Here is a 19,812-nt window from a genome sequence, read left to right as displayed (position 1 = left end):
GACAAAGCGAGGAATGGCCGCCGGGCGGGCGTGACGACGCGTCGACGCCGCTCGTGCGTGGTGAACCGGATGAGCGAAAGCGCGCCTGGCGCGCGCGGGCGGTTCAGGCGGCCGGCGGGCCTCTCGGCTTCGCGACGGTCCAGTCGCGGGAGCAGACCCGTCCGCAAGGCAAGGCGGCCGGCGGTGGGCTCGCCTCGGCGTGGGTCAGCAGTGCCTGTGGCGTGCCGCCGGGCGCGGCGGCTTGCGCGTGGAACAGGCACCACGCGCAGCTGTCCGATTTCGCGCCCGGGGAGTCCTCCTGACCGGGCACCGGGTCATCCGATGTCGCGGCAGCAGCGGCCGTCGCAGCTGCGGCACCGTCGACGACGGGCGACGCATCGATGCGCCCGGCCGCCGCGATGCCGGCGGTCTCGCCGAACGGATGCGCGACGTGCCAGGCCTCGTGCAGCGGCCGACCCAGCAGGCTGCATGCCAGCACGAGCAGCAGCAGCCAGGGGGAACGGAAACGGCGCAACGGGAACTTCATCGTCGGACAGGCAGCGCCGGGACGGCGGCGGTCGAGCAGAGCGCGCATTCTGCACGAGCGCAGGCGCGCGACCGTGGAAGGCCTGCGAAGAATGTCGCTGCGCATTGGTCGCGCGGTACCAAAACAAAAACCCCGGAGAGTCTTCCGACTCACCGGGGTGTGCTTTGGTAGGCGCGATTGGATTCGAACCAACGACCCCCACCATGTCAAGGTGGTGCTCTAACCAACTGAGCTACGCGCCTGAAATACTCGGCCAGCGGTGGTCAATCCACTGGTCCGCAAAACAAATCGCCCGCTTTCCATTTTTTTAGCGGGCGATCTTCTGAGGTGTCCCGAAGGACTTGCCTACCAATTCTGGTAGGCGCGATTGGATTCGAACCAACGACCCCCACCATGTCAAGGTGGTGCTCTAACCAACTGAGCTACGCGCCTGAAGAGCCTCGCAGTATATGCCGGATTTTTGCGTCCGTCCAGGAAGCCGCAAGAAAAATGGAACAGCGCCCGCCTGGACCCACGCAGCGCTCGCCGGTCGCGACACCCACCGATCGCCCACAACCCCGATGAACACGGGCTGAACGGCCGCATCCCCTCGCCGGACCGCGGCCACTCCAGGCTTCAGCGCCGCCGCGCGCTGCGCACGCCGCTCACCTGCGACAGGGCGACCAGCGTCTGCTGCAGCCGCTGCGCGTCGCTGACCTCAACGGTGAAATTCATCCGCGACAGGTCGCTGCGCGCCGGCTTGCCCTTGCCGCTCTGCTGGTTCACCGAGATCACGTTCAGCTTGTCCTTGGCGAACAGCTCCAGCACGTCCCGCAGCAGCCCCGGCCGGTCCGCCGCCTCGACGACCAGGTCCACCGGATAGAGCGCGCCCTTGCCCGCACGGTCCGGCGCGGGCTCGCCCCAGGCCACCGCGATGACGCGCTCCGGCGCGGACTGCGCCATCTGCCGCAGGTTCGCGCAGTCGGCGCGGTGGATCGCCACGCCTTTGCCGCGCGTCACATACCCGGTGATCGGATCCGGCGGCGCCGGCCGGCAGCATCGCGCCAGGCTGGTCAGCAGCGAGTCGACGCCCACCACCAGCACCCCGCCCTTGGGCGTGCGCCCTTCGCCGACGGCGCCCTTGGTGTGCTTCTGGACGAGCAGTTCCTCCTCGTCCGCCTCCGGCACCGGCGGACGTAGCAGGGTCTCGATGTTGCGCAGCGAGTACTCGTCCTTGCCGACGACCTCGAACAGCGCGTCCGCGCTCTTGAAGCCCAGGCGCCCGGCCAGGTCGTCCAGCTTGATCGCCGTCTTGCCCTCGCGCTGGAGCAGTTTCTCGACCAGCTCGCGGCCCTTGGCGATCGTCTGCGACTGCACCTGCGCGTTGAACCAGGCACGGACCTTGGCCTTGCTGCGCTGGCTCTGCAGATAACCCAGCTCCGCATTGAGCCAGTCCAGCGACGGACCGCCCTCCTTCAGCGCGACGATCTCCACCGTCTGCCCGCTCTGCAGCGGCGTGTTCAACGGCACCATCTGGCCATCGACCTTGGCGCCGCGACAGCGGTGGCCGAGGTCGGTATGCACCGCGTAGGCGAAATCCACCGCGGTCGCGCCCGCGCACAGCTCGACCACGTTGGCCTGCGGCGTGAACACATAGATGCGGTCATCGAAGCTGGGGCCGCTTTCCGCGACGTAATCGCGCTCCCAGGCCAGCAGCTGCCGCAGCACGGCCTTGCGCGCCTGCGCGACCTGCTCCTCGAATTCGCCGGCGGCGCTGACGCCGGCATACCCCTTGGTGCCGGCTTCCTTGTAGGCCCAGTGCGCGGCGACACCATGCTCGGCATGCTCATGCATCGCCCGGGTGCGGATCTGCACTTCCATCGGCCGACCATCCGCCGCGATCACCACCGTGTGCAGCGACTGGTAGCCATTGGGCTTGGGCCGGGCGATGTAGTCGTCGAACTCGCCATCGACCGGTTTGTAGCGTTCATGCAGCCTGGCCAGCACCGCGTAGCAATCCGCCACCTCCGGCACCACCACGCGCAGCGCGCGCAGGTCGAAGACGCGCTCGAGCGTCAGGCCCTTGCCGCGCATCTTCTTCCAGATGCTGTACAGATGCTTGGGCCGCCCCTGCACCTGCGCCTCGATGCCATGGGCCTGCAGCTCGCGCTCCAGCGCGGCGCGCACCGACTCCACCGACTGCTCGCGCTCGACCCGCTTCTCGTGCAGGCCCTTGGCGAGCTGGTGGTAGTGCTCGGGCTCCAGGAAGCGGAAGGCCAGGTCCTCCAGTTCCCACTTGATCTGCCAGATGCCCAGCCGGTTGGCCAGCGGCGCGAACACCTGCAGCGATTCGGCCGCCAGTTCGCGCGGACACGGCGTCTTCGTCGCCGCGTACCAGCGCAGCGACTGCAGCCGCGACGCCAGCCGCAGCAGCACCACGCGCAGGTCACGCGAGAACGCCAGCAGCATCTTGCGCACCAGCTCGGTCTGCTCCTGGCGGCGCTGCTCCTCGACGCGCGCCTCGCGCGCCGCGCGCTGGATCTGCACCAGGCGACGCGTGTGCGCCACCAGGCTGGCGTCGCTCTCGCCGAAGGCCTTGGCGACGATCTCCTCGGGCTTGTTCAGGTAGTCGCCGGCGTAGACCAGGTAGGAGGCGGCCTGCATCGAGGGCGCCGCGCCGACGCCGGCCAGGATCGCCGCCACGCCGTCGGCATGGTCGAGCGCCGGTTCGCCAGTACCCAGGCGATGGTCCGCCAGCAGCGGCTCCGCGAACGCGCGGGCCCGGCGCACCGGGTCCGCGGTTTCCTCGGCGCGCGGCGGCGCGGCCGGCAAGCGATGAGGCAGGTCCCCGTCCAGCAGGGCCACGATGGGCGCCGCCTGGTCCTGCCGCAGCCCCAATTCCGTCTTCATTCGTCGTTCATCCGTGTCCGCGCGGCGCGATCCGCCGCCGGGACGTCATCCGCGGTCGAGGAATCGCTCCACCACCTGGATCTGTTGTTCTTGCACCAGCGTCGGCGCATGGCCGACGCCCGGGAACTCGTGCAGCTCGGCGCGCGGGCCGCGCTGCGTCATCAGCTCGGCCGTCGCCCGCGTGAGCAGGTCGGACTCGGCCCCGCGCAGCAGCAGCGTCGGACAGCGGACCGCGTCGTAGGCGGCCCAGAGCTGGGCCTCGCCGGCCTTGGCCAGCTCCGGCGTCAGGCCGGCCAGGCCCTGGCCGATGCGCGGGTCGTAATGCAGCCGGCAGCGGTCGCCGTCCGGCTTGAACATCGCGCGCGACAGCGCCAGCCATTGCTCGTCGGTATGCGGGCCGAAGCCCTCCGAAATGCCGCGCAGGTAGTCGGCGCCCTGCTGGCAGTTCTCGAACTGCGGCGCCCGGCCCAGGTAGCTGGCGATGCGCTGCAGCGCGACAAACTCGATGGTCGGGCCCACGTCGTTGAGGATCAGGCGCTTGATCGGGCTGGACGGCATCGCCGCCAGCGCCAGGCCGATCAGCCCGCCCATCGAGGTTCCCAGCCAGTCCACCTGCGGCGCGCCGATGCGCGCCATCAGCGTCACCATGTCGGACACGTACTGCGGCAGCTGATAGTTGCGCGGATCGCCCAGCCATTCCGACTCCCCGCGGCCCACCACGTCCGGGCAGATCACGCGGAAGCGATTGCTCAGGCGTCTGGCGATCACGTCGAAGTCGCGCCCCTGGCGCGACAGCCCGTGCACGCAGACCAGCACCCGCGGGTTGTCGGCCTGCCCCCACTCCCAATACGCGACCTGGTGCAGGCCGCAAGGGCTCAGCGCCTGGACTTTTTTCAACAAGGGTTCAGACATCGCTCGTATCCTTTGCACCCATCCTAACAACCCTGAAGAGGACGCGGCATGCTGAAAGGAAAGACGGCCCTGGTCACCGGCTCGACGAGCGGCATCGGATTGGGGATTGCCCTGACCCTGGCCCGCCAGGGCGCGGACATCGTGCTCAACGGCTTCGGCGACCACGCGGGCCCGAAGGCGGAGGTCGAGGCGCTGGGCGTGAAGGTCGGTTATCACGGCGCCGACATGAGCAAGCCGGCCGAGATCGAAGCCATGATGGCCTATATCGATGAGCAGTTCGGCGGCTGCGACATCCTCGTGAACAACGCCGGCATCCAGCACGTGGCCAACGTGGACGAGTTCCCGCCCGAGAAGTGGGATGCGATCCTGGCGATCAATCTCAGCTCCGCTTTCCACACGATGCGGCTGGCCCTGCCCGGCATGAAGAAGAAGCAATGGGGCCGCGTCATCAACATCGCCTCGACGCATGGGCTGGTGGCCTCGGCCGGCAAGTCGGCCTACGTGGCGGCCAAGCACGGCCTGGTCGGACTGACCAAGGCCGCGGCGCTGGAGACCGCGACGCTGCCCGTCACCGTCAACGCGATCTGCCCGGGCTGGGTGCTGACGCCGCTGGTGCAGAAGCAGATCGACGCGCGCAGCGAGAAGGAGAAGCTCGACCCCGCCGAGGCCAAGCGCCAGTTGCTGGCCGAGAAGCAGCCCTCGCTGCAGTTCACGACGCCGGAAGAGCTCGGCGCGCTGGCGGTGTTCCTGTGCTCGGACGCCGCGGTCAATGTGCGCGGCCAAGCCTGGGCGATGGACGGCGGCTGGACCGCCCAGTAAGCCGGGCAGCCCCGCTGCAAGGAAAAACGCCCGGTCGAGCCGGGCGTCTTTCGTTCAGGGGGAGCGCCCCCAGCAGGTCATCAGCGGATCACCACCGCACCATCACCGCGTCATCACGACATTGCCGCTGACGTTGACCGTGACGGTGGCCTTGCCGGACTCGACCGGCAGCGCCTCGTCGGCGGCCGCGGCCATCGCCTTGAAGCGGGGCGCCGCAGCCATCATCACCGGCATCGGCTGGTCGGCGTTCACGCTGACCTCGCCGATCCGGTAGCCGGCGTAGCCGAACTGCTGCGCGTACACCGAGGCCTTGGCCTTGTAGCTGGCGATGGCCTGGGACACCACCTCGTTCTCGGCCTTCTCGCGCGCCTCGCGCGACAGCCCGTAGCTCACGTTGGCGATGGCCAGCGACTGGATGCGGCCGCTCAGCTTGGAGATGGCTTCCATGTCACGGCCCTGCACCAGCAGTTCCACGCTGCCTTGCCAGCCGGTGATCTGCGGCGAGCCGCTCGTGCCCGGCTTCACCTGGCCGTAGCGCGGATAGACGGACAGGTTGCCGGCCTGCAGGTCGACCTGGCCCGGTTTGGCGATCTTGCGGGCCTCGGCCAGCGCGGCGTCCAGCGCCTGCTTGAGCTCGTTCTGGACCGCGGCGGCTTCCTTGCCCTCGCGCGTCGTGGAGAAGCGCAACTGGAGCAGGTCGCGAGCCACCTCGGTGGTGGCGGAGGCGCTCAGCGCCAGGACGTCGGTCTTCGCAGGTTCGGCGTTCGAAACTGCTGGCACCAGGGCGATCGCGCCGGCGGCGATCAGGGCACGGGTCAGCGTCTTGGAGGTTCGGATCATTCGGGTTCCTACGGAGAGTCCTCGGGGAGGCCAGCATAACGGGTGAGGAAACCGTCACGGTTGACCGGCGCTGCACCCCTCTTTTGGGCCATTCAACCCACCTCTTGTGAGGTCTCCACGGCGCTGTTACAAAAGATGTAACCATCCAGTAAGGACTGCTGCATCCCGCAAACAGGCGGGAAAACTGCCCTTACAGTGCCGCTGTTACAAATTCCGGAGTGGCCGCCATGCAAAGCACAACCCGCCCTAACCGCATCCTGGTCGTGGACGACGATGCCCGCATCCGCGACCTGCTGCGCCGTTATCTCGCCCAGGAAGGCTTCGAGGTCCTGCTGGCCGAGGACAGCAAGGCGCTGAACAAGCAGCTCACCCGCGAGACGGTGGACCTGATCGTCCTGGACCTGATGCTCCCGGGCGAGGACGGCCTGTCGATCTGCCGCCGGCTGCGCGCCGCGGGCGACAACACGCCGATCATCATGCTGACGGCCAAGGTCGAGGAAGTGGACCGCATCGTCGGCCTGGAGGTTGGCGCCGACGACTACCTGGCCAAGCCCTTCAACCCCCGCGAACTGCTGGCCCGCATCAATGCGGTGCTGCGCCGTCGCCCGCCGCCGGAAGCCCCGGGCGCGCCGTCCAAGGAACCGATGACGGTCCAGTTCGGCCCGTTCGAGTTCGACCTGGCGCTGCGCCGCCTGGCCAAGAACGGCGAGCCGGTGCCGCTGACCACCGGCGAGTTCTCGATGCTGAAGGCGCTGGTCCGGCATCCGCGCCAACCGCTGTCGCGCGACAAGCTGGCGATGCTGGCCCGCGGCCGGGAGTTCGAGCCCTTCGACCGCAGCCTGGACGTGCAGGTCTCGCGCCTGCGCAAGCTGCTGGAAGAGGACCCGGCGCAACCGCGCTTCATCCAGACGGTCTGGGGCGTGGGCTACGTCTTCGTGCCCGACGAGGCGGCCTGATCGGCCGCCCGCCCGCCGCGCCGCGTGCGCAAGTCCGGAGGCCGGCGACGGCCGACGGCCGAGCCCTTGAATGCCGTCGATTCCCGTGACTCCTCCCCGTCTGGCGCTCAACCTGTTCTGGCGCACCTTCGCGCTGCTGGCGCTGCTGCTGGCCGCGGGCGTGCTGGCCTGGCAGCAGACCTTCAAGGCCCTGGAGGCCGAACCGAAGGCGCTCGAGGCCGCGCAGCAACTGGCCGGCCTGGTGAACCTGTCGCGGGTGGCGCTGTCCAGCACCGACGCGATCAACCGGGTCGCGGTGGTCAAGTCGATCGCACGCAGCGAGGCGGTGTCGGTCGAGGTGGCCGAGGCCACCGACCGCTGGCTCCCTTATGAGAACTCTCCCTTCGCGCAGCGCCTGCGCAAGGAACTGGTCTCGCGGCTGGGGCCGCAGACCGTGCTGGCCAGCGGCCTGAATGGCGTGCCGGGGCTGTGGGTGCGCTTCGACGTTGGCCCCGACCAGTTCTGGCTGCAGACCAATCCCGCGCCGCTGCAGGCCAACATCTCCAGCAACTGGTGGTGGATCGCCATCGCGCTGGGCGCCTCGCTGCTGGGCGCGGCCGCGATCGCGCGGCTGATCAACCAGCCGCTGCGCGAGCTGTCCATCGCCGCCAGCCGCATCCGCGAGGGCGAGTACGACTCGCGCCTGGACGAGAGTACGCTGACCAGCGAGATCCGCGAGGTCAACATGGGCTTCAACCGGATGGCACGCGAGCTGGCCAAGATGGAAGAGGACCGCAGCGTGATGCTGGCGGGCATCTCGCACGACCTGCGCACGCCGCTGGCGCGCCTGCGGCTCGAGGCCGAGATGAGTGTCAACGACGAGCAGGCGCGGACCTACATCGCGCAGGACATCGACCAGCTCGACGCGATCATCAACAAGTTCATGGACTACGCGCGGCCCAGCGAGCTGCAGCTGCAGGCTCTCAACCTGCGCGAGCTGGTCGAGCGCGAGGCGCAGGGCTTCCGCGACCCGCAGCAGATCGTGATCAGCGTGCGGCTGTCCGCGGCGCTGCGCATCTGGACCGACCCGACCGAGCTGGGCCGCATCCTGCTCAACCTCTTCGAGAACGCGCGCCGCTACGGCCATCACGGCGACGAGCCCGCGCGCGTGGACGTCACCGCCGAAGCCGACAGCGCCTGGGTGCTGCTGACGGTGCGCGATCATGGTCCGGGCGTGCCGCCGGACAAGCTGTCCAAGCTGACGACCCCGTTCTATCGCGGCGACACCGCCCGCACCGCCGCGACCGGCGCGGGGCTGGGGCTGGCGATCGTCGAGAAGTCGGTGCAGCGCCTGGGCGCGCACCTGCGCCTGTCCAACGCCGACGACAGCGGCTTCGTCGCGCAACTGCGGCTCAAGCGCGCCAGCGTCTGAGACAAGCGACGGCGGTCCCCGCCGTCTCAGCGGCGCGAGAGCGCCATACCGATCGAGGCGGGTGCTGTCGGCTTGAAGCCGAATTTCGCGTAGAGGTGCTGGGCATCGCCGTCCGCGATCAGGCTCACATAGCCGCCTTGGGGCACATGGGCATCAAGCCAGCGGCGGATCTCGGTCATGATCCGCTTGCCCAGCCCGCGCCCCTGATGCGCGGGCAGGACCGCGATGTCGCAGACCTGATAGAAGCAGCCGCCGTCGCCGATGACGCGGCCCATCGCGACTGGTTGCCCGTCCGCGTCGAGCAACTGGACCGCGAAGAGCGTGTTGGGCAGGCCCTGCGCGGCCGCTTCAGCGGACTTGTCGCTGAGGCCGCTGGCCACGCGCAGATGGCGATAAGTCGCGGCGTCGGGCGTCGCCAGGAGGACGGTGATGGCGGTGTCGTTCATGACCCGATTCTGGGCCAGCCGCTGTCGGACCATGTCAGGACGCCGTGACATGCCGCCCACCGCCGGCTCCTTCGCGCGCTGGCGGGAAAGAACGGGGGAGAAGGTCTTCAGGCGTCGCGGACCAGCAGGCAGACCGCGCGCGCCTCGATGGCCTTGAGCTCGCCGACGGGGCCCATCTTCTCGGCCGTCTTGGCCTTCACGTTGACCTGCCCGGCATCGATGCCCAGCACCTGTGCCAGCCGCTCGCGCATCGCCGGGATGTGCGGCGCCATCTTGGGCTGCTGCGCCACGATGGTCGTGTCGACGTTGCCGATGACCCAGCCCTGCGCCTTCACGCGGCGGTAGGCCTCGGCCAGCAGCACCATCGAGTCCGCCCCCTTGAACTCCGCCGCGGTGTCGGGGAAGAGCTTGCCGATATCGCCCAGCGCGGCGGCGCCGAGCAATGCATCGGTGATCGCGTGCGCGAGCGCGTCGGCGTCCGAATGGCCCAGCAGGCCATGCGTGTGCGGGATGGTGATGCCGCCGAGGATCAGCGGGCGGCCGGCGACGAGCTGGTGGGTGTCCCAGCCCTCGCCGATGCGGAAGTTCAAAGCCATGGCGTGGATGCGAAGCTGCGGGGTCTGCGGGGTCTGCGGGGTCTGCGGAGTCAGCGGGGTTTGCGGTTCTGCGGGAGGCGCGTGGCGCCCGATCAGTGCGGCAGTGCGTTCGTGACGACCAGCGGCCCGTTGCGGGTCACGATCATCGTGTGCTCGAACTGCGCGGAGAGGTTGCCCTTGACGCCGGACAGCGTCCAGCCGTCGGCCTCCTCGTCGACCCAGCGGCTCTTGGTCGAGAGGAAGGGCTCGATGGTGATGACCATGCCTTCCTCGAGGATGCGCGTGTCGTTCGGGTCGTAGTAGCCGGGGATGGTCTTGGGCTCCTCGTGCAGCGAGCGGCCGACACCGTGGCTGCACAGGTTCTCGATGATCTTGAACTTGTGCGCCTTGGCCACCCGCTCGATCGCATGGCCGATGCGGTTGAGCCGCGCGCCCGGCTTCACTTCCTTCATCGCCTGCTCCAGCGCGTACTGCGCCGCGAAGACCAGCTGGGTCTTGGTCGGCGTCGTCGGCGGGACGATGCGCGTGCCGCCGGTGTCGCCGAAGTAGCCGTTCATCTCGGCCGACACGTCCACGTTGACGACGTCGCCCTTCTGGATGATGCGATCACCGGGAATGCCGTGCGCGGCCTGCTCGTTGATGCTGATGCAGGTGGCGCCGGGGAAGTCGTACATGACGCGCGGCGCGGACCGGGCGCCGAAGTCCTCCAGCCAGCAGGCACCCATCTCGTCGAGCTCGCGGGTGGTCATGCCGGGCCGGATCGCGTCCAGCATGCGGCGCAGCACGGTGGCGACGGCTTCGCCGACGGCCTTCAGGCCCTGGATGTCGTCATCGGATTCGACCGTCATGCGCGGCTCCTCAGCAGGCGTTCGGCCAACGCGAAGTCGGCGGGATAGGTGACCTTGAAGTTCTCCATCGAGGCCTCGACCAGGCGCGGCGCGTGGCCTAGGGCCTCGACCGCGCTGGCCTCGTCGGTGACGCCGTCCAGCGGCCCCGCCAGCGCCGGCGCGAGCAGGCCCAGCCGGAACATCTGCGGCGTCTGCGCGGACCACTTGCCGCGGCGATCGACGGTGGCGGCGACGCGGGCCGCACCGTCCGCGGCGGCGGCGTCCTTGAGCGTGTCGGCGACCGGCAGCGCGAGCAGGCCGCCGACCTCGTCGTCGGCGCAGGCATCGATCAGCGCGTCGACCCATTCGGGCCGCAGCAGGCAGCGGGCGGCGTCATGCACCAGCACCCAGTCGTGCGGCTGGGCACCGCGCTCGCGCAGCGCCGACAGGCCGGCGGCGACGGTCTCGGCGCGCGTGGCGCCGCCGGTGCGGGCGACCCAGCCGCGCTCGCCCGCGAAGCCGGGCACGGCGGCCTCGAACTGGTCGTCCTCGGGCGACAGCACGACCAGGGTGGCGTCGATCCGGGCCACCGCGCCCAGCGCCTGCAGCGTGTGGGCGATCAGCGCCTGGCCGGCGAGCGGGACGTACTGCTTGGGACGGTCGGCGCCGGAGCGGCTGCCGACGCCCGCGGCGGGCACCAGCGCGAAGCAGCGCGGCTGCATCCCCGCGTGGCCGATCGGGAAGGAACTCATGGGGCGCGATTGTAGGGAGCGGCGCCTGCCCGGACCGATCGGCGAAAATCCGGCCCTTCGCCCTTCCCGGATCCGATTCCCGTGCTCGCCATCGCCGACCTCCGACGCCGCCTCGCCGCGCTGGGCGCCAACGACGCCCATGTGGGCCGCGTGCTGCGCCACTGGGTCCAGGCCCGGCCGCTGACCGAGGGTCGGCGCAAGCTGGAGCACTACCTGCCGCAAGCGGTGCGCGAGGCGCTGCCGGCGCTGATGGACGAGCTCCACGGCCTGGCGACGCTGCTCGAGCGCCATCCCGGCGAGGACGGCTCCGCGCGCTTGCTGGTCGGACTGCGCGACGGCCAGACCGTCGAGAGCGTGCTGCTGCCGCGCGACGGCCTGTGCGTCTCCAGCCAGGTCGGCTGCGCGGTGGGCTGCCGCTTCTGCATGACCGGCAAGGACGGGTTGCTGCGCCAGGTCACCAGCGCCGAGATCGTCGCCCAGGTGGCGCTGGCGCGGCGCGAGCGCGTGGTGAAGAAGGTCGTGTTCATGGGCATGGGCGAGCCGTCGCACAACCTGGACGCGGTGCTCGAGGCGATCGAGCTGCTCGGCACGGAAGGGAACATCGGCCACAAGCAGCTGGTGTTCTCGACGGTCGGCGATCCGCGCGCGTTCGAGCGCTTGGGCGCCGGGCCGGTGAAGCCGGCGCTGGCCCTGTCGCTGCACACGACCAAGGCGGCGCTGCGGCAGGAACTGCTGCCGCGCGCGCCGCGGCTGACGCCGCGCGAGCTCGTCGAGGCCGGCGAGCGCTACGCCCGGGCGACCGGCTACCCCATCCAGTACCAGTGGACGCTGCTCGAAGGCGTCAACGACGGCGAGGACGAGCTCGACGGCATCGTCGAGCTGCTGCGGGGTCGCTACGGCGTGCTCAACATGATTCCCTACAACAGCGTGCCCGAGCTGCCCTTCCAGCGCCCGGACTGGGACAAGGCGCGCGACATCGCCCGTCGCCTGCACCAGCGCGGCGTGCTGACCAAGCTGCGCGATTCCGCCGGGCAGGACGTCGACGGCGGCTGCGGCCAGCTGCGCGCGCGCAGCCTGGACACGCCGGCGACGATGCGCGACATGCGCCGGGCGATCCCGATCACGCCGGCCGGCTGAGCGTTTGCCGGCATGGTCGCCGGCGCGGTCGCCGACGGGGTCGCGGCGCTGGCGACGGTCTTCGCCGCGATGCCGGGCATGCCGACTGCTCGGCATGCAGCGCGGCCGGCGGACCACCTCGCGCTCCTGACACCGCGTGTCGCCGCGCCCTCCCTACAATTCCGGCGAGCCCCTTCCGGGGCTGTCCTCATTTGTGCGCCATGCAGCTGTCCACGATCTCCCCCGGCAAACGCTTCACCCTGCCCCGCCCCACCGGCTCCGCCGACGCGCTGCTGCTCGCCCGCTTCGCGCGGCAGCAGCTGGCCGCCGGGCGCCTGACGGTGATCGTCACCGCCGAGCCCGGCGACACCCAGCGCCTGGAGGACGAGCTCAAGTTCTTCGCGCCCGAGCTGCGCGTGGCCGTGTTCCCGGACTGGGAAACCCTGCCCTATGACAGCTTCAGCCCGCACCAGGACCTGATCTCCGAGCGACTGGCCACGCTGTGGCGGCTGCTGCAGGCCGGCGGCAAACCGGTGGCCGAGCGCGACCTCGACGTCGTGCTGCTGCCCGCGACCACCGCCCTCACCCGGCTCGCGCCGCCGTCCTTCCTGGCGGCGACGACCTTCAACTTCCGCCAGAAACAGCGGCTGGACGAGGCCGGCCTGAAGCAGCAGCTGACGCTGGGCGGCTACCAGCATGTCAGCCAGGTCGTCTCGCCCGGCGAGTACGCCGTGCGCGGCGGCCTGATCGACCTCTATCCGATGGGCTCGCCGGTGCCCTACCGCGTCGACCTGTTCGGCGACGAGGTGGATTCGATCCGCGTGTTCGATCCGGACTCGCAGCGCTCGCTCTATCCGGTCCCCGAAGTGCGCCTGCTGCCCGGGCGCGAGTTCCCGATGGACGAGAGCTCGCGCAAGGCCTTCCGCGCGCGCTGGCGCGAGAAGATGGACGGCGATCCGACCAAGTCGCGCATCTACAAGGACATCGACACGGGCCTCGCCACCGCCGGCATCGAGTACTACCTGCCGCTGTTCTTCGACGAGGTCGCCAGCGTCTTCGACTACCTGCCCGCCGAGGCCGGCCTGGCGCTGCACGGCGAGGTCGACGAGGCGCTGCAGCGCTTCTGGACCGACACCCGCGAGCGCCACCGCTTCCTGCAGCACGACCCGGACCGGCCCATCCTGCCCCCCGAGGAAATCTTCCTGCGCCCCGAGGACTTCTTCATCGCCACGCACCGCCATGCGGTGCTGTCGGTGCGCGGCCAGGACGCGGTCGACTACGCGCGGCCGCTGCCCGACGTCAGCGTCGAGCGCGGCGCGCAGGAGCCGCTGGCGCGCCTGGCGGCCCATCTGAAGGACACGAAGTTCCGCGTGCTGCTGCTGGCGGAAAGCGAAGGTCGCCGCGAGAGCCTGCTCGAGCTGCTGCGCGACAACAGGATCGATCCGCCGTCGGTCAAGGACCTCGCCGAATTCGAAGCCAACGTCGACGAGCGCTTCGCGATCACCGCGGCCCCGCTGGCCGCGGGCTTCTTCTGGAACGAGCCCGACGCGGGCCGCCAGATCCAGCTCTTCACCGAGACCGAGCTGTTCGCAACGACGCCCACCACGCGCCGGCGCCGCAAGCAGGAGCAGGTCAGCGACGTCAACGCGCTGATCAAGGACCTGTCGGAGCTGAAGGTCGGCGACCCGGTGGTGCACACCAACCACGGCATCGGCCGCTATCTGGGCCTGATCAACATCGATCTTGGCGATGGTCCCAGCGAGTTCCTGCACCTGGAGTACGCCGACAAGGCCACGCTCTACGTGCCGGTCGCGCAACTGCACCTGATCAGCCGCTACACCGGCGTCAGCGCGGAAGAGGCGCCGCTGCACAAGCTGGGCTCCGGCCAGTGGGACAAGGCCAAGCGCAAGGCCGCGGAGCAGGTGCGCGACACCGCCGCCGAGCTGCTCAACCTCTACGCCCGCCGCGCCGCGCGCGAGGGCCATGCGTTCCGCTACTCGCCGCACGACTACGAGGCCTTCGCCGCGAGCTTCGGCTTCGAGGAGACGCCCGACCAGCGCGCCGCGATCCACGCCGTCATCCAGGACATGATCAGCCCCAAGCCGATGGACCGGCTGGTGTGCGGCGATGTCGGCTTCGGCAAGACCGAGGTCGCGCTGCGGGCGGCCTTCGTCGCGGTGATGGGCGGCAAGCAGGTGGCGCTGCTCGCGCCCACCACGCTGCTGGCCGAGCAGCACTACCAGAACATCGCCGACCGCTTCGGCAAGTGGCCGGTCAAGGTCGCCGAGATGAGCCGCTTCCGCTCCGCCAAGGAGATCAAGGCGGCGATGGAGGGCCTGGCCGACGGCTCGATCGACATCGTCATCGGCACGCACAAGCTGCTCTCGGCCGACGTGAAGTTCAAGCGCCTGGGCCTGCTCGTCATCGACGAGGAGCACCGCTTCGGCGTGCGCCACAAGGAGGCGATGAAGGCCATGCGCGCCGAGGTCGACGTGCTGACGCTGACCGCCACGCCGATCCCGCGCACGCTGGGCATGGCGCTGGAGGGCCTGCGCGACCTGAGCGTCATCGCCACCGCGCCGCAGCGGCGCCTGGCGATCAAGACCTTCGTGCGCAGCGAGACCAGCGGCACCATCCGCGAGGCGGTGCTGCGCGAGCTCAAGCGCGGCGGCCAGGTCTACTTCCTGCACAACGAGGTCGAGACCATCGAGAACCGCCGCATGAAGCTGCAGGAGCTGCTGCCCGAGGCGCGCATCGTCGTCGCCCACGGCCAGATGCCCGAGCGTGAGCTGGAACGCGTGATGCGCGAGTTCGTCGGCGGCAAGCACAACCTGCTGCTGTGCTCGACCATCATCGAGACCGGCATCGACGTGCCCTCGGCCAACACCATCGTCATCAGCCGCGCCGACAAGTTCGGCCTGGCGCAGCTGCACCAGCTGCGCGGCCGCGTCGGGCGCTCGCACCACCAGGCCTATGCCTACCTGATGGTCCCCGACATCGAGGGACTGACCAAGCAGGCGGCGCAGCGGCTCGAAGCGATCCAGGCGATGGAGGAACTGGGCTCGGGCTTCTACCTGGCGATGCACGACCTGGAGATCCGCGGCGCTGGCGAGGTGCTGGGCGAGCACCAGAGCGGCAACATGATGGAGGTCGGCTTCCAGCTCTACAACGAGATGCTGTCCGAGGCGGTGCGCTCGCTCAAGGCCGGCCGCGAGCCGGACCTGCTCAGCCCGCTGTCGGCGACGACGGAGATCAACCTGCACGCGCCCGCACTGCTGCCCGATGCCTACTGCGGCGACGTGCACCAGCGGCTGTCGCTGTACAAGCGGCTGGCCACGGCCGACCGCGCCGAGCAGATCGACGCGATGCTGGAGGAGATCACCGACCGCTTCGGCAAGCTGCCGGCGCAGGGGCAGACGCTGTTCGACACGCACCGGCTGCGCGTGCTGGCCAAGCCCTACGGCGTGATGAAGATCGACGCGGCGCCCAGCGTCATCAACATCAACTTCCGGCCCAATCCGCCGATCGACCCGATGCGCGTGATCGAGCTGGTGCAGAAGAACCGCAACATCAAGCTGGTGGGCAACGAGAAGCTGCGCATCGACAAGGCGCTGACCGATCCCAAGGACCGCGCGCAGGCGGTGCGCGAGGTGCTGCGGCTGCTGGGCGCGCCGGTCGCGCAGGCGTGATCGGGACCTGCTCGAACTGCTGGCAGGCGTCGGGCAGGTCCACGAGTCCGGGTCAGTGACCCCGGCGGAACCGCTTCCTAGACTGAGGGCTTCTCAACTTCTGGAGATGCCGATGCATCAGCACATGCCCCTGTCACCCGGGATCGATGTGGGCGAATCGATCGAGGCCGCGGCGGCCCGCCAGGCGCGGGAGCGCGCGGAGGAAGACGCGGAGGAAGACGCGGAGGAAGACGCGGAGGAGGACGCCTGGCAAGCCGAGCGCGACGCCGAGATCGCCGCCAAGGAGCGGGGCTGCGCCTACGCGATGACCTGCCTCGACTGCCGCCACCTGCCGCCGGACGACCGCCTGAGCGATCCGGATTCATTCATCCGCACGATCTTCAAGAGCAAACGCATCGCGCGACTCATCGTGCATGCGCGCGAGGGCTGCGAGACCTGCCCCTATCTGCCGGAGAACTACGGCAAACCGGTGCGGGCCCGCGTGGGTGGACTCGACGATTGGGAAGACGGTCCTGAAGTCGAGCGCATTCGACGCGCGCGGTTCGAAGCCTGGGAGGTGCAACATGGATCGCGTTGAACCGCTCTACATGCTCGACACCAACATCCTGAGCTACATGATGGATCCGCAAGCGCGGGTGCAGCGCGTCTATTGCGAAGAGCGATTCGCGGCGCTGCGGGGACGGATCGCCATCAGCGTGATCGTCCAGGCGGAGGTCTTTGCCGGGCTCGAGAAGAATCCCTCGCCCGGCAAGGAACTGCGCCTGCGGGAGTTGATGCGCCGCATCCGCGTCGAGTACCTCGGCCCGGACCTGTGGTTCTCCGATCTCTTCGCCTGCATCAAGGCCTCGCTGGAGCGGCGAGGCCTGCCCAAGGAGCAGTTCGACATGGCGATCGCCGCGCATGCGATGGCGCTCGGTGCGACCTTGGTGAGCGACGACAAGGCGCTGTCGCACATCGAGGGCTTGAAGCTGGAGACCTGGGGCGTCGCCGAGTTCGCGAACCGGCGGCGTGGCGTCGCGGAGCCGGCAGCCGCGTATCTCCCGCTACGAGGTCTTGCGGGTCCTGGCCTGGACCTGCCGCCGGCGGCCTGGATGACCGGCGCACGCGCAGCCCCCTACGCCACGGCCCATGCGCATTGAGGCCCGCCCCGGCGAGTGCGCTAAGCTCCCGCCCGTCCCCGCCGGCCGGTCGTCCTGATCGCCGACGGGGACCTTCCGCAGCGCCGCCTGCCCCATTTGTCCCTCGACCCGCTCGCCCCACTCGCCGCCCTGCCCGCATGACCTCCTCGTCGACCTCCACCGCCCCGCTGTCCCCGCTCGTCCTGCAGGGCTTCACCGCGCCGCTGGCGCTGCGCGACTTCAAGCTCGCCGCCTTCGACATGGACTCGACGCTGATCACGATCGAATGCATCGACGAGATCGCCGCGGCCGCGGGCCGCAAGGCCGAGGTCGCCGCGATCACCGAGGCCGCGATGCGGGGCGAGATCACCGACTTCAAGGACAGCCTGCGCCGCCGCCTGGCGCTGCTCAAGGGCGTCGGCGAGGACGCCCTGGCGCAGGTGCTGCGCGACCGGCTGAGATTCAATCCCGGCGCGCGCGAACTCTGCGCCGCGCTGAAGGCGGCGGGCCTGAAGCTGGTGCTGGTGTCGGGCGGCTTCACTTACTTCACCCGCTTCGTCGCGGGCGAGCTGGGCATGGACTTCGTCCGCAGCAATGAGCTGGAGATCGTCGACGGCGCGCTGACCGGCGGCCTGGTGATGCAGGACTGGGGCGACATCTGCGACGGCGAGGAGAAGCGCCGCATGATGCTGGCCTGCGCCGAGCGCATCGGCGCCACGTCCGCGCAGTGCATCGCCGTGGGCGACGGCGCCAACGACCTGCCGATGATGGGCGCCGCCGGCCTGTCGGTCGCGTACCACGCCAAACCCAAGGTGCGCGAGCAGGCGATGGTCGCCATCAACGACGGTGGCCTGGACCGGCTGCTGGACGTGCTGCGCTGACCCGGCCACGGCGGCCCGCCCGCGCATTCATTCACGACCATCCCCCCGGGCGCCGCCGCCCCGCCCGCCGGCGCTCTTGAAGCGGCGCCGCTTCCCTGCCATGCTCGCCGGGGCTACAGGGAGCAGCGATGCGGGAACAGCACGCGACAAGAACCGATGAGCAGGCCTCCATCGACCACCTCCAGCGCGACGTGCTGGAAGCGGTGGCCCTGGGCCGTCCGCTGGCCGCGGTGATGGACCTGCTGTGCCGCGGCGTCGAGACCTTGGCGCCGGAGGTGATCTGCTCGGTGCTCTCGGTCGACGAGGACGGTCGGGTCCATCCGCTGGCGGCGCCCAGCCTGCCCACCTCCTTCAGCGGCGCCCTGGAGGGCTTCTCGATCGGCCCGCGGGCGGGCTCCTGCGGCACCGCCGCCTGGCGCCGGCAGCCGGTCGAGGTCACCGACATCGCCAGCGACCCGCTCTGGGCCGATTTCCGCGAGCTGGCATTGCCGCACGGCCTGGCCGCCTGCTGGTCGACGCCCATCCTGCTGGGGACGGACCAGGTCGTCGCCACCTTCGCCCTGTACTACCGCGAACCGCGCGCCGCCGCGCCCTTCCATCGCCGCATGGTGCAGGCCTGCGCCCAGCTGTGCCAGATCGCCTTCATGCATGACCGGCACCAGCGCGAGATCGAACGCCTGGCCTACTTCGACGGCGTCACCGGCCTGCCCAACCGCACGCTGCTGGCCGACCGCGCGCGCCAGGCGCTGCTGCTGGCGCTGCGCAGCGAGTCGCCCGCCGCGCTGCTGCTGCTGGACATCGACCGCTTCAAGACGGTCAACGACTCGCTCGGGCACGCGGTCGGCGACCAGGTGCTGAAGCACATTTCCAAGCGCCTGTCGGGGGCGCTGCGCGACAGCGACACGCTGGCGCGGCTGGGCGGCGACGAGTTCGTCGCGCTGCTGCCGGGCTGCACCGTCGAGGATGCGATGCATGTCGCCGACAAGCTGCGCGCGGTGCTGGAGGCGCCGATCCCGCTCGACGGCAGCCATGCCCGGGTGCAGATGACGGCCAGCATCGGCGTCTGCGGTTTTCCCAAGGACGGCCAGGACCTCGACCAGCTGCTCAAGAACGCCGACATCGCGATGTACGAGGCCAAGCGCGCCGGCCGCGATTGCGCGCGCTTCTTCCTGCGTGCGATGAACCAGGCGCTGGACGAGCGGCTGGACATCGAGGCGGCGCTGCGCCACGCGTTGTCCCAGGGGCTGCTGCAGCTGCACTTCCAGCCCAAGATCCGGCTGAGCGATCGCCGGCTGGTCGGCGTCGAGGCCCTGCTGCGCTGGCACGATGCCGAGCGCGGCTGGGTGCCGCCGGACCGCTTCATCCCGGTCGCCGAGGAGAGCGGCCTGATCAACGCGCTGGACGCCTGGGTGCTGGAGCAGTCCTGCGCCCAGCTGGCGCGCTGGCGGGCCCAGGGCGTCGACGTCCCCGGCCTGTCGGTCAACGTGTCGCCGCAGCGCTTCCACCAGGATGACGTCGCGGCGCATGCGCGGGCGCTGCTGGCGCGGCACGGCCTGGCGGCGAGCGACCTGACGCTGGAGGTCACCGAGCGGCTGATGCTCGACGACACCAGCCGCCCGCGCGCGCAGCTGCAGCAGCTCCATGAGATGGGCGTGGGCGTGTCGGTGGACGACTTCGGCACCGGTTACTCCAGCCTGAGCTACCTCAAGCGCTTGCCGGTGACGGAGCTCAAGCTGGACAAGAGCTTCGTGCGCGACCTGGAGCAGGATGCCGACGACCGCGCGCTGTCCAGCGCCGTGATCGGCATCGGTCGTTCGCTCGGGCTGACGGTGGTCGCGGAAGGCGTGGAGACCGCCGGCCAGCGCGACCTGCTGCTGACGATGGGCTGCGACGCGGCGCAGGGCTGGCTGTTCGGCCGGCCGATGGCGCCCGAGGCCCTGCCGGGTTGGATGGCGGTGCACGACGCCGCCGCGTGAGCCGGCGGCAGGTGCACCAGTCGCCGGGGTTGCCCCGATCACAGCAGCCGTAACGGCC

The 19,812-nt window shown here is 70.0% G+C and carries 17 protein-coding genes and 2 tRNA genes; 9 read left to right on the top strand and 10 right to left on the bottom strand.

Going from position 1 to position 19,812, the window contains the following annotated elements; translation table 11 throughout:
* Positions 1-103: 103 nt before the first annotated feature.
* The 5 genes from BM393_RS20660 to BM393_RS20640 form a co-directional block, all read right to left on the bottom strand.
* On the bottom strand, positions 104-526 hold the full coding sequence (locus BM393_RS20660) for a hypothetical protein (protein WP_217648494.1): 423 nt from the start codon (positions 524-526) through the stop codon (positions 104-106).
* Between the two features lie 165 nt (positions 527-691).
* A tRNA-Val gene (locus BM393_RS20655) sits at positions 692-768 on the bottom strand.
* Positions 769-881: 113 nt separating this feature from the next.
* Positions 882-958, bottom strand: a tRNA-Val gene (locus BM393_RS20650).
* 183 nt (positions 959-1,141) lie between these two features.
* Entirely contained in the window at positions 1,142-3,415 is a 2,274-nt protein-coding gene (locus BM393_RS20645) for a bifunctional (p)ppGpp synthetase/guanosine-3',5'-bis(diphosphate) 3'-pyrophosphohydrolase (RefSeq protein ID WP_091732065.1), read from the bottom strand.
* A gap of 45 nt (positions 3,416-3,460) precedes the next feature.
* Positions 3,461-4,327 carry an alpha/beta fold hydrolase gene (locus BM393_RS20640; protein WP_091732061.1) on the bottom strand — a complete coding sequence of 289 codons (867 nt, stop codon included), beginning with the start codon at positions 4,325-4,327 and terminating at the stop codon, positions 3,461-3,463.
* A 48-nt stretch (positions 4,328-4,375) separates the two neighbouring features.
* Here BM393_RS20640 and BM393_RS20635 point away from each other — a divergent pair, with 48 nt between their 5' ends.
* The gene (locus BM393_RS20635) at positions 4,376-5,146 is read left to right on the top strand and encodes a 3-hydroxybutyrate dehydrogenase (protein ID WP_091732057.1); all 771 of its coding nucleotides are present in this window, start codon (positions 4,376-4,378) and stop codon (positions 5,144-5,146) included.
* A 102-nt stretch (positions 5,147-5,248) separates the two neighbouring features.
* Here the strand turns inward: BM393_RS20635 and BM393_RS20630 are convergent, their stop codons facing one another.
* Positions 5,249-5,986, bottom strand: coding sequence for an SIMPL domain-containing protein (locus BM393_RS20630; RefSeq protein ID WP_091732054.1), 738 nt, complete (start codon positions 5,984-5,986; stop codon positions 5,249-5,251).
* Between the two features lie 227 nt (positions 5,987-6,213).
* Between BM393_RS20630 and ompR the strand changes: the two genes are divergently transcribed.
* Both ompR and BM393_RS20620 read left to right on the top strand, forming a co-directional pair.
* On the top strand, positions 6,214-6,942 hold the full coding sequence (ompR, locus tag BM393_RS20625; protein WP_091732051.1) for a two-component system response regulator OmpR: 729 nt from the start codon (positions 6,214-6,216) through the stop codon (positions 6,940-6,942).
* 70 nt (positions 6,943-7,012) lie between these two features.
* Positions 7,013-8,353: an ATP-binding protein gene (locus tag BM393_RS20620; RefSeq protein ID WP_091732048.1), complete on the top strand. Its 1,341-nt coding sequence runs from the start codon at positions 7,013-7,015 to the stop codon at positions 8,351-8,353.
* A gap of 26 nt (positions 8,354-8,379) precedes the next feature.
* Here BM393_RS20620 and BM393_RS20615 read toward each other — a convergent pair whose 3' ends face one another.
* From BM393_RS20615 to ispD, 4 genes are all read right to left on the bottom strand, one after another.
* The gene (locus BM393_RS20615) at positions 8,380-8,799 is read right to left on the bottom strand and encodes a GNAT family N-acetyltransferase (RefSeq protein WP_091733773.1); all 420 of its coding nucleotides are present in this window, start codon (positions 8,797-8,799) and stop codon (positions 8,380-8,382) included.
* Positions 8,800-8,906: 107 nt separating this feature from the next.
* Positions 8,907-9,395 carry a 2-C-methyl-D-erythritol 2,4-cyclodiphosphate synthase gene (gene ispF, locus BM393_RS20610; protein ID WP_091732045.1) on the bottom strand — a complete coding sequence of 163 codons (489 nt, stop codon included), beginning with the start codon at positions 9,393-9,395 and terminating at the stop codon, positions 8,907-8,909.
* A gap of 92 nt (positions 9,396-9,487) precedes the next feature.
* Entirely contained in the window at positions 9,488-10,243 is a 756-nt protein-coding gene (gene map / locus BM393_RS20605; RefSeq protein ID WP_091732042.1) for a type I methionyl aminopeptidase, read from the bottom strand.
* Complete coding sequence (gene ispD, locus BM393_RS20600; protein WP_254783537.1) at positions 10,240-10,974, bottom strand: 2-C-methyl-D-erythritol 4-phosphate cytidylyltransferase; 735 nt, start codon at positions 10,972-10,974, stop codon at positions 10,240-10,242. Before ispD ends, map begins: the two co-directional genes overlap by 4 nt.
* Positions 10,975-11,055: 81 nt before the next feature.
* Here ispD and BM393_RS20595 point away from each other — a divergent pair, with 81 nt between their 5' ends.
* The 6 genes from BM393_RS20595 (at position 11,056) to BM393_RS20570 (ending at position 19,754) form a co-directional block, all read left to right on the top strand.
* Positions 11,056-12,111, top strand: coding sequence for an RNA methyltransferase (locus tag BM393_RS20595; RefSeq protein ID WP_091732039.1), 1,056 nt, complete (start codon positions 11,056-11,058; stop codon positions 12,109-12,111).
* A gap of 200 nt (positions 12,112-12,311) precedes the next feature.
* Complete coding sequence (mfd, locus tag BM393_RS20590; protein WP_091733769.1) at positions 12,312-15,779, top strand: transcription-repair coupling factor; 3,468 nt, start codon at positions 12,312-12,314, stop codon at positions 15,777-15,779.
* A gap of 112 nt (positions 15,780-15,891) precedes the next feature.
* Positions 15,892-16,356 carry a hypothetical protein gene (locus BM393_RS25855; RefSeq protein ID WP_175538444.1) on the top strand — a complete coding sequence of 155 codons (465 nt, stop codon included), beginning with the start codon at positions 15,892-15,894 and terminating at the stop codon, positions 16,354-16,356.
* The gene (locus BM393_RS20580) at positions 16,343-16,918 is read left to right on the top strand and encodes a PIN domain-containing protein (protein WP_175538443.1); all 576 of its coding nucleotides are present in this window, start codon (positions 16,343-16,345) and stop codon (positions 16,916-16,918) included. The genes BM393_RS25855 and BM393_RS20580 overlap by 14 nt, the downstream gene beginning before the upstream one ends.
* A gap of 137 nt (positions 16,919-17,055) precedes the next feature.
* Complete coding sequence (gene serB / locus BM393_RS20575; protein ID WP_091732029.1) at positions 17,056-17,778, top strand: phosphoserine phosphatase SerB; 723 nt, start codon at positions 17,056-17,058, stop codon at positions 17,776-17,778.
* A 128-nt stretch (positions 17,779-17,906) separates the two neighbouring features.
* On the top strand, positions 17,907-19,754 hold the full coding sequence (locus tag BM393_RS20570; RefSeq protein WP_091732025.1) for a bifunctional diguanylate cyclase/phosphodiesterase: 1,848 nt from the start codon (positions 17,907-17,909) through the stop codon (positions 19,752-19,754).
* Positions 19,755-19,812: the final 58 nt, after the last annotated feature.

Source organism: Mitsuaria sp. PDC51 (assembly GCF_900113225.1).
Taxonomy (GTDB): Bacteria; Pseudomonadota; Gammaproteobacteria; order Burkholderiales; family Burkholderiaceae_C; genus Roseateles.
This window is presented reverse-complemented; position numbering and strand designations above follow the sequence as displayed.

Bases quoted from the DNA above. Each gene is read 5' to 3' on its own strand.
- BM393_RS20660 (WP_217648494.1), bottom strand. From the start codon at position 526: ATGAAGTTCCCGTTGCGCCGTTTCCGTTCCCCCTGGCTGCTGCTGCTC.
- BM393_RS20645 (WP_091732065.1), bottom strand. From the start codon at position 3,415: ATGAAGACGGAATTGGGGCTGCGGCAGGACCAGGCGGCGCCCATCGTG.
- BM393_RS20640 (WP_091732061.1), bottom strand. From the start codon at position 4,327: ATGTCTGAACCCTTGTTGAAAAAAGTCCAGGCGCTGAGCCCTTGCGGC.
- BM393_RS20635 (WP_091732057.1), top strand. From the start codon at position 4,376: ATGCTGAAAGGAAAGACGGCCCTGGTCACCGGCTCGACGAGCGGCATC.
- BM393_RS20630 (WP_091732054.1), bottom strand. From the start codon at position 5,986: ATGATCCGAACCTCCAAGACGCTGACCCGTGCCCTGATCGCCGCCGGC.
- ompR (WP_091732051.1), top strand. From the start codon at position 6,214: ATGCAAAGCACAACCCGCCCTAACCGCATCCTGGTCGTGGACGACGAT.
- BM393_RS20620 (WP_091732048.1), top strand. From the start codon at position 7,013: ATGCCGTCGATTCCCGTGACTCCTCCCCGTCTGGCGCTCAACCTGTTC.
- BM393_RS20615 (WP_091733773.1), bottom strand. From the start codon at position 8,799: ATGAACGACACCGCCATCACCGTCCTCCTGGCGACGCCCGACGCCGCG.
- ispF (WP_091732045.1), bottom strand. From the start codon at position 9,395: ATGGCTTTGAACTTCCGCATCGGCGAGGGCTGGGACACCCACCAGCTC.
- map (WP_091732042.1), bottom strand. From the start codon at position 10,243: ATGACGGTCGAATCCGATGACGACATCCAGGGCCTGAAGGCCGTCGGC.
- ispD (WP_254783537.1), bottom strand. From the start codon at position 10,974: ATGAGTTCCTTCCCGATCGGCCACGCGGGGATGCAGCCGCGCTGCTTC.
- mfd (WP_091733769.1), top strand. From the start codon at position 12,312: ATGCAGCTGTCCACGATCTCCCCCGGCAAACGCTTCACCCTGCCCCGC.
- BM393_RS25855 (WP_175538444.1), top strand. From the start codon at position 15,892: ATGCATCAGCACATGCCCCTGTCACCCGGGATCGATGTGGGCGAATCG.
- BM393_RS20580 (WP_175538443.1), top strand. From the start codon at position 16,343: ATGGATCGCGTTGAACCGCTCTACATGCTCGACACCAACATCCTGAGC.
- serB (WP_091732029.1), top strand. From the start codon at position 17,056: ATGACCTCCTCGTCGACCTCCACCGCCCCGCTGTCCCCGCTCGTCCTG.
- BM393_RS20570 (WP_091732025.1), top strand. From the start codon at position 17,907: ATGCGGGAACAGCACGCGACAAGAACCGATGAGCAGGCCTCCATCGAC.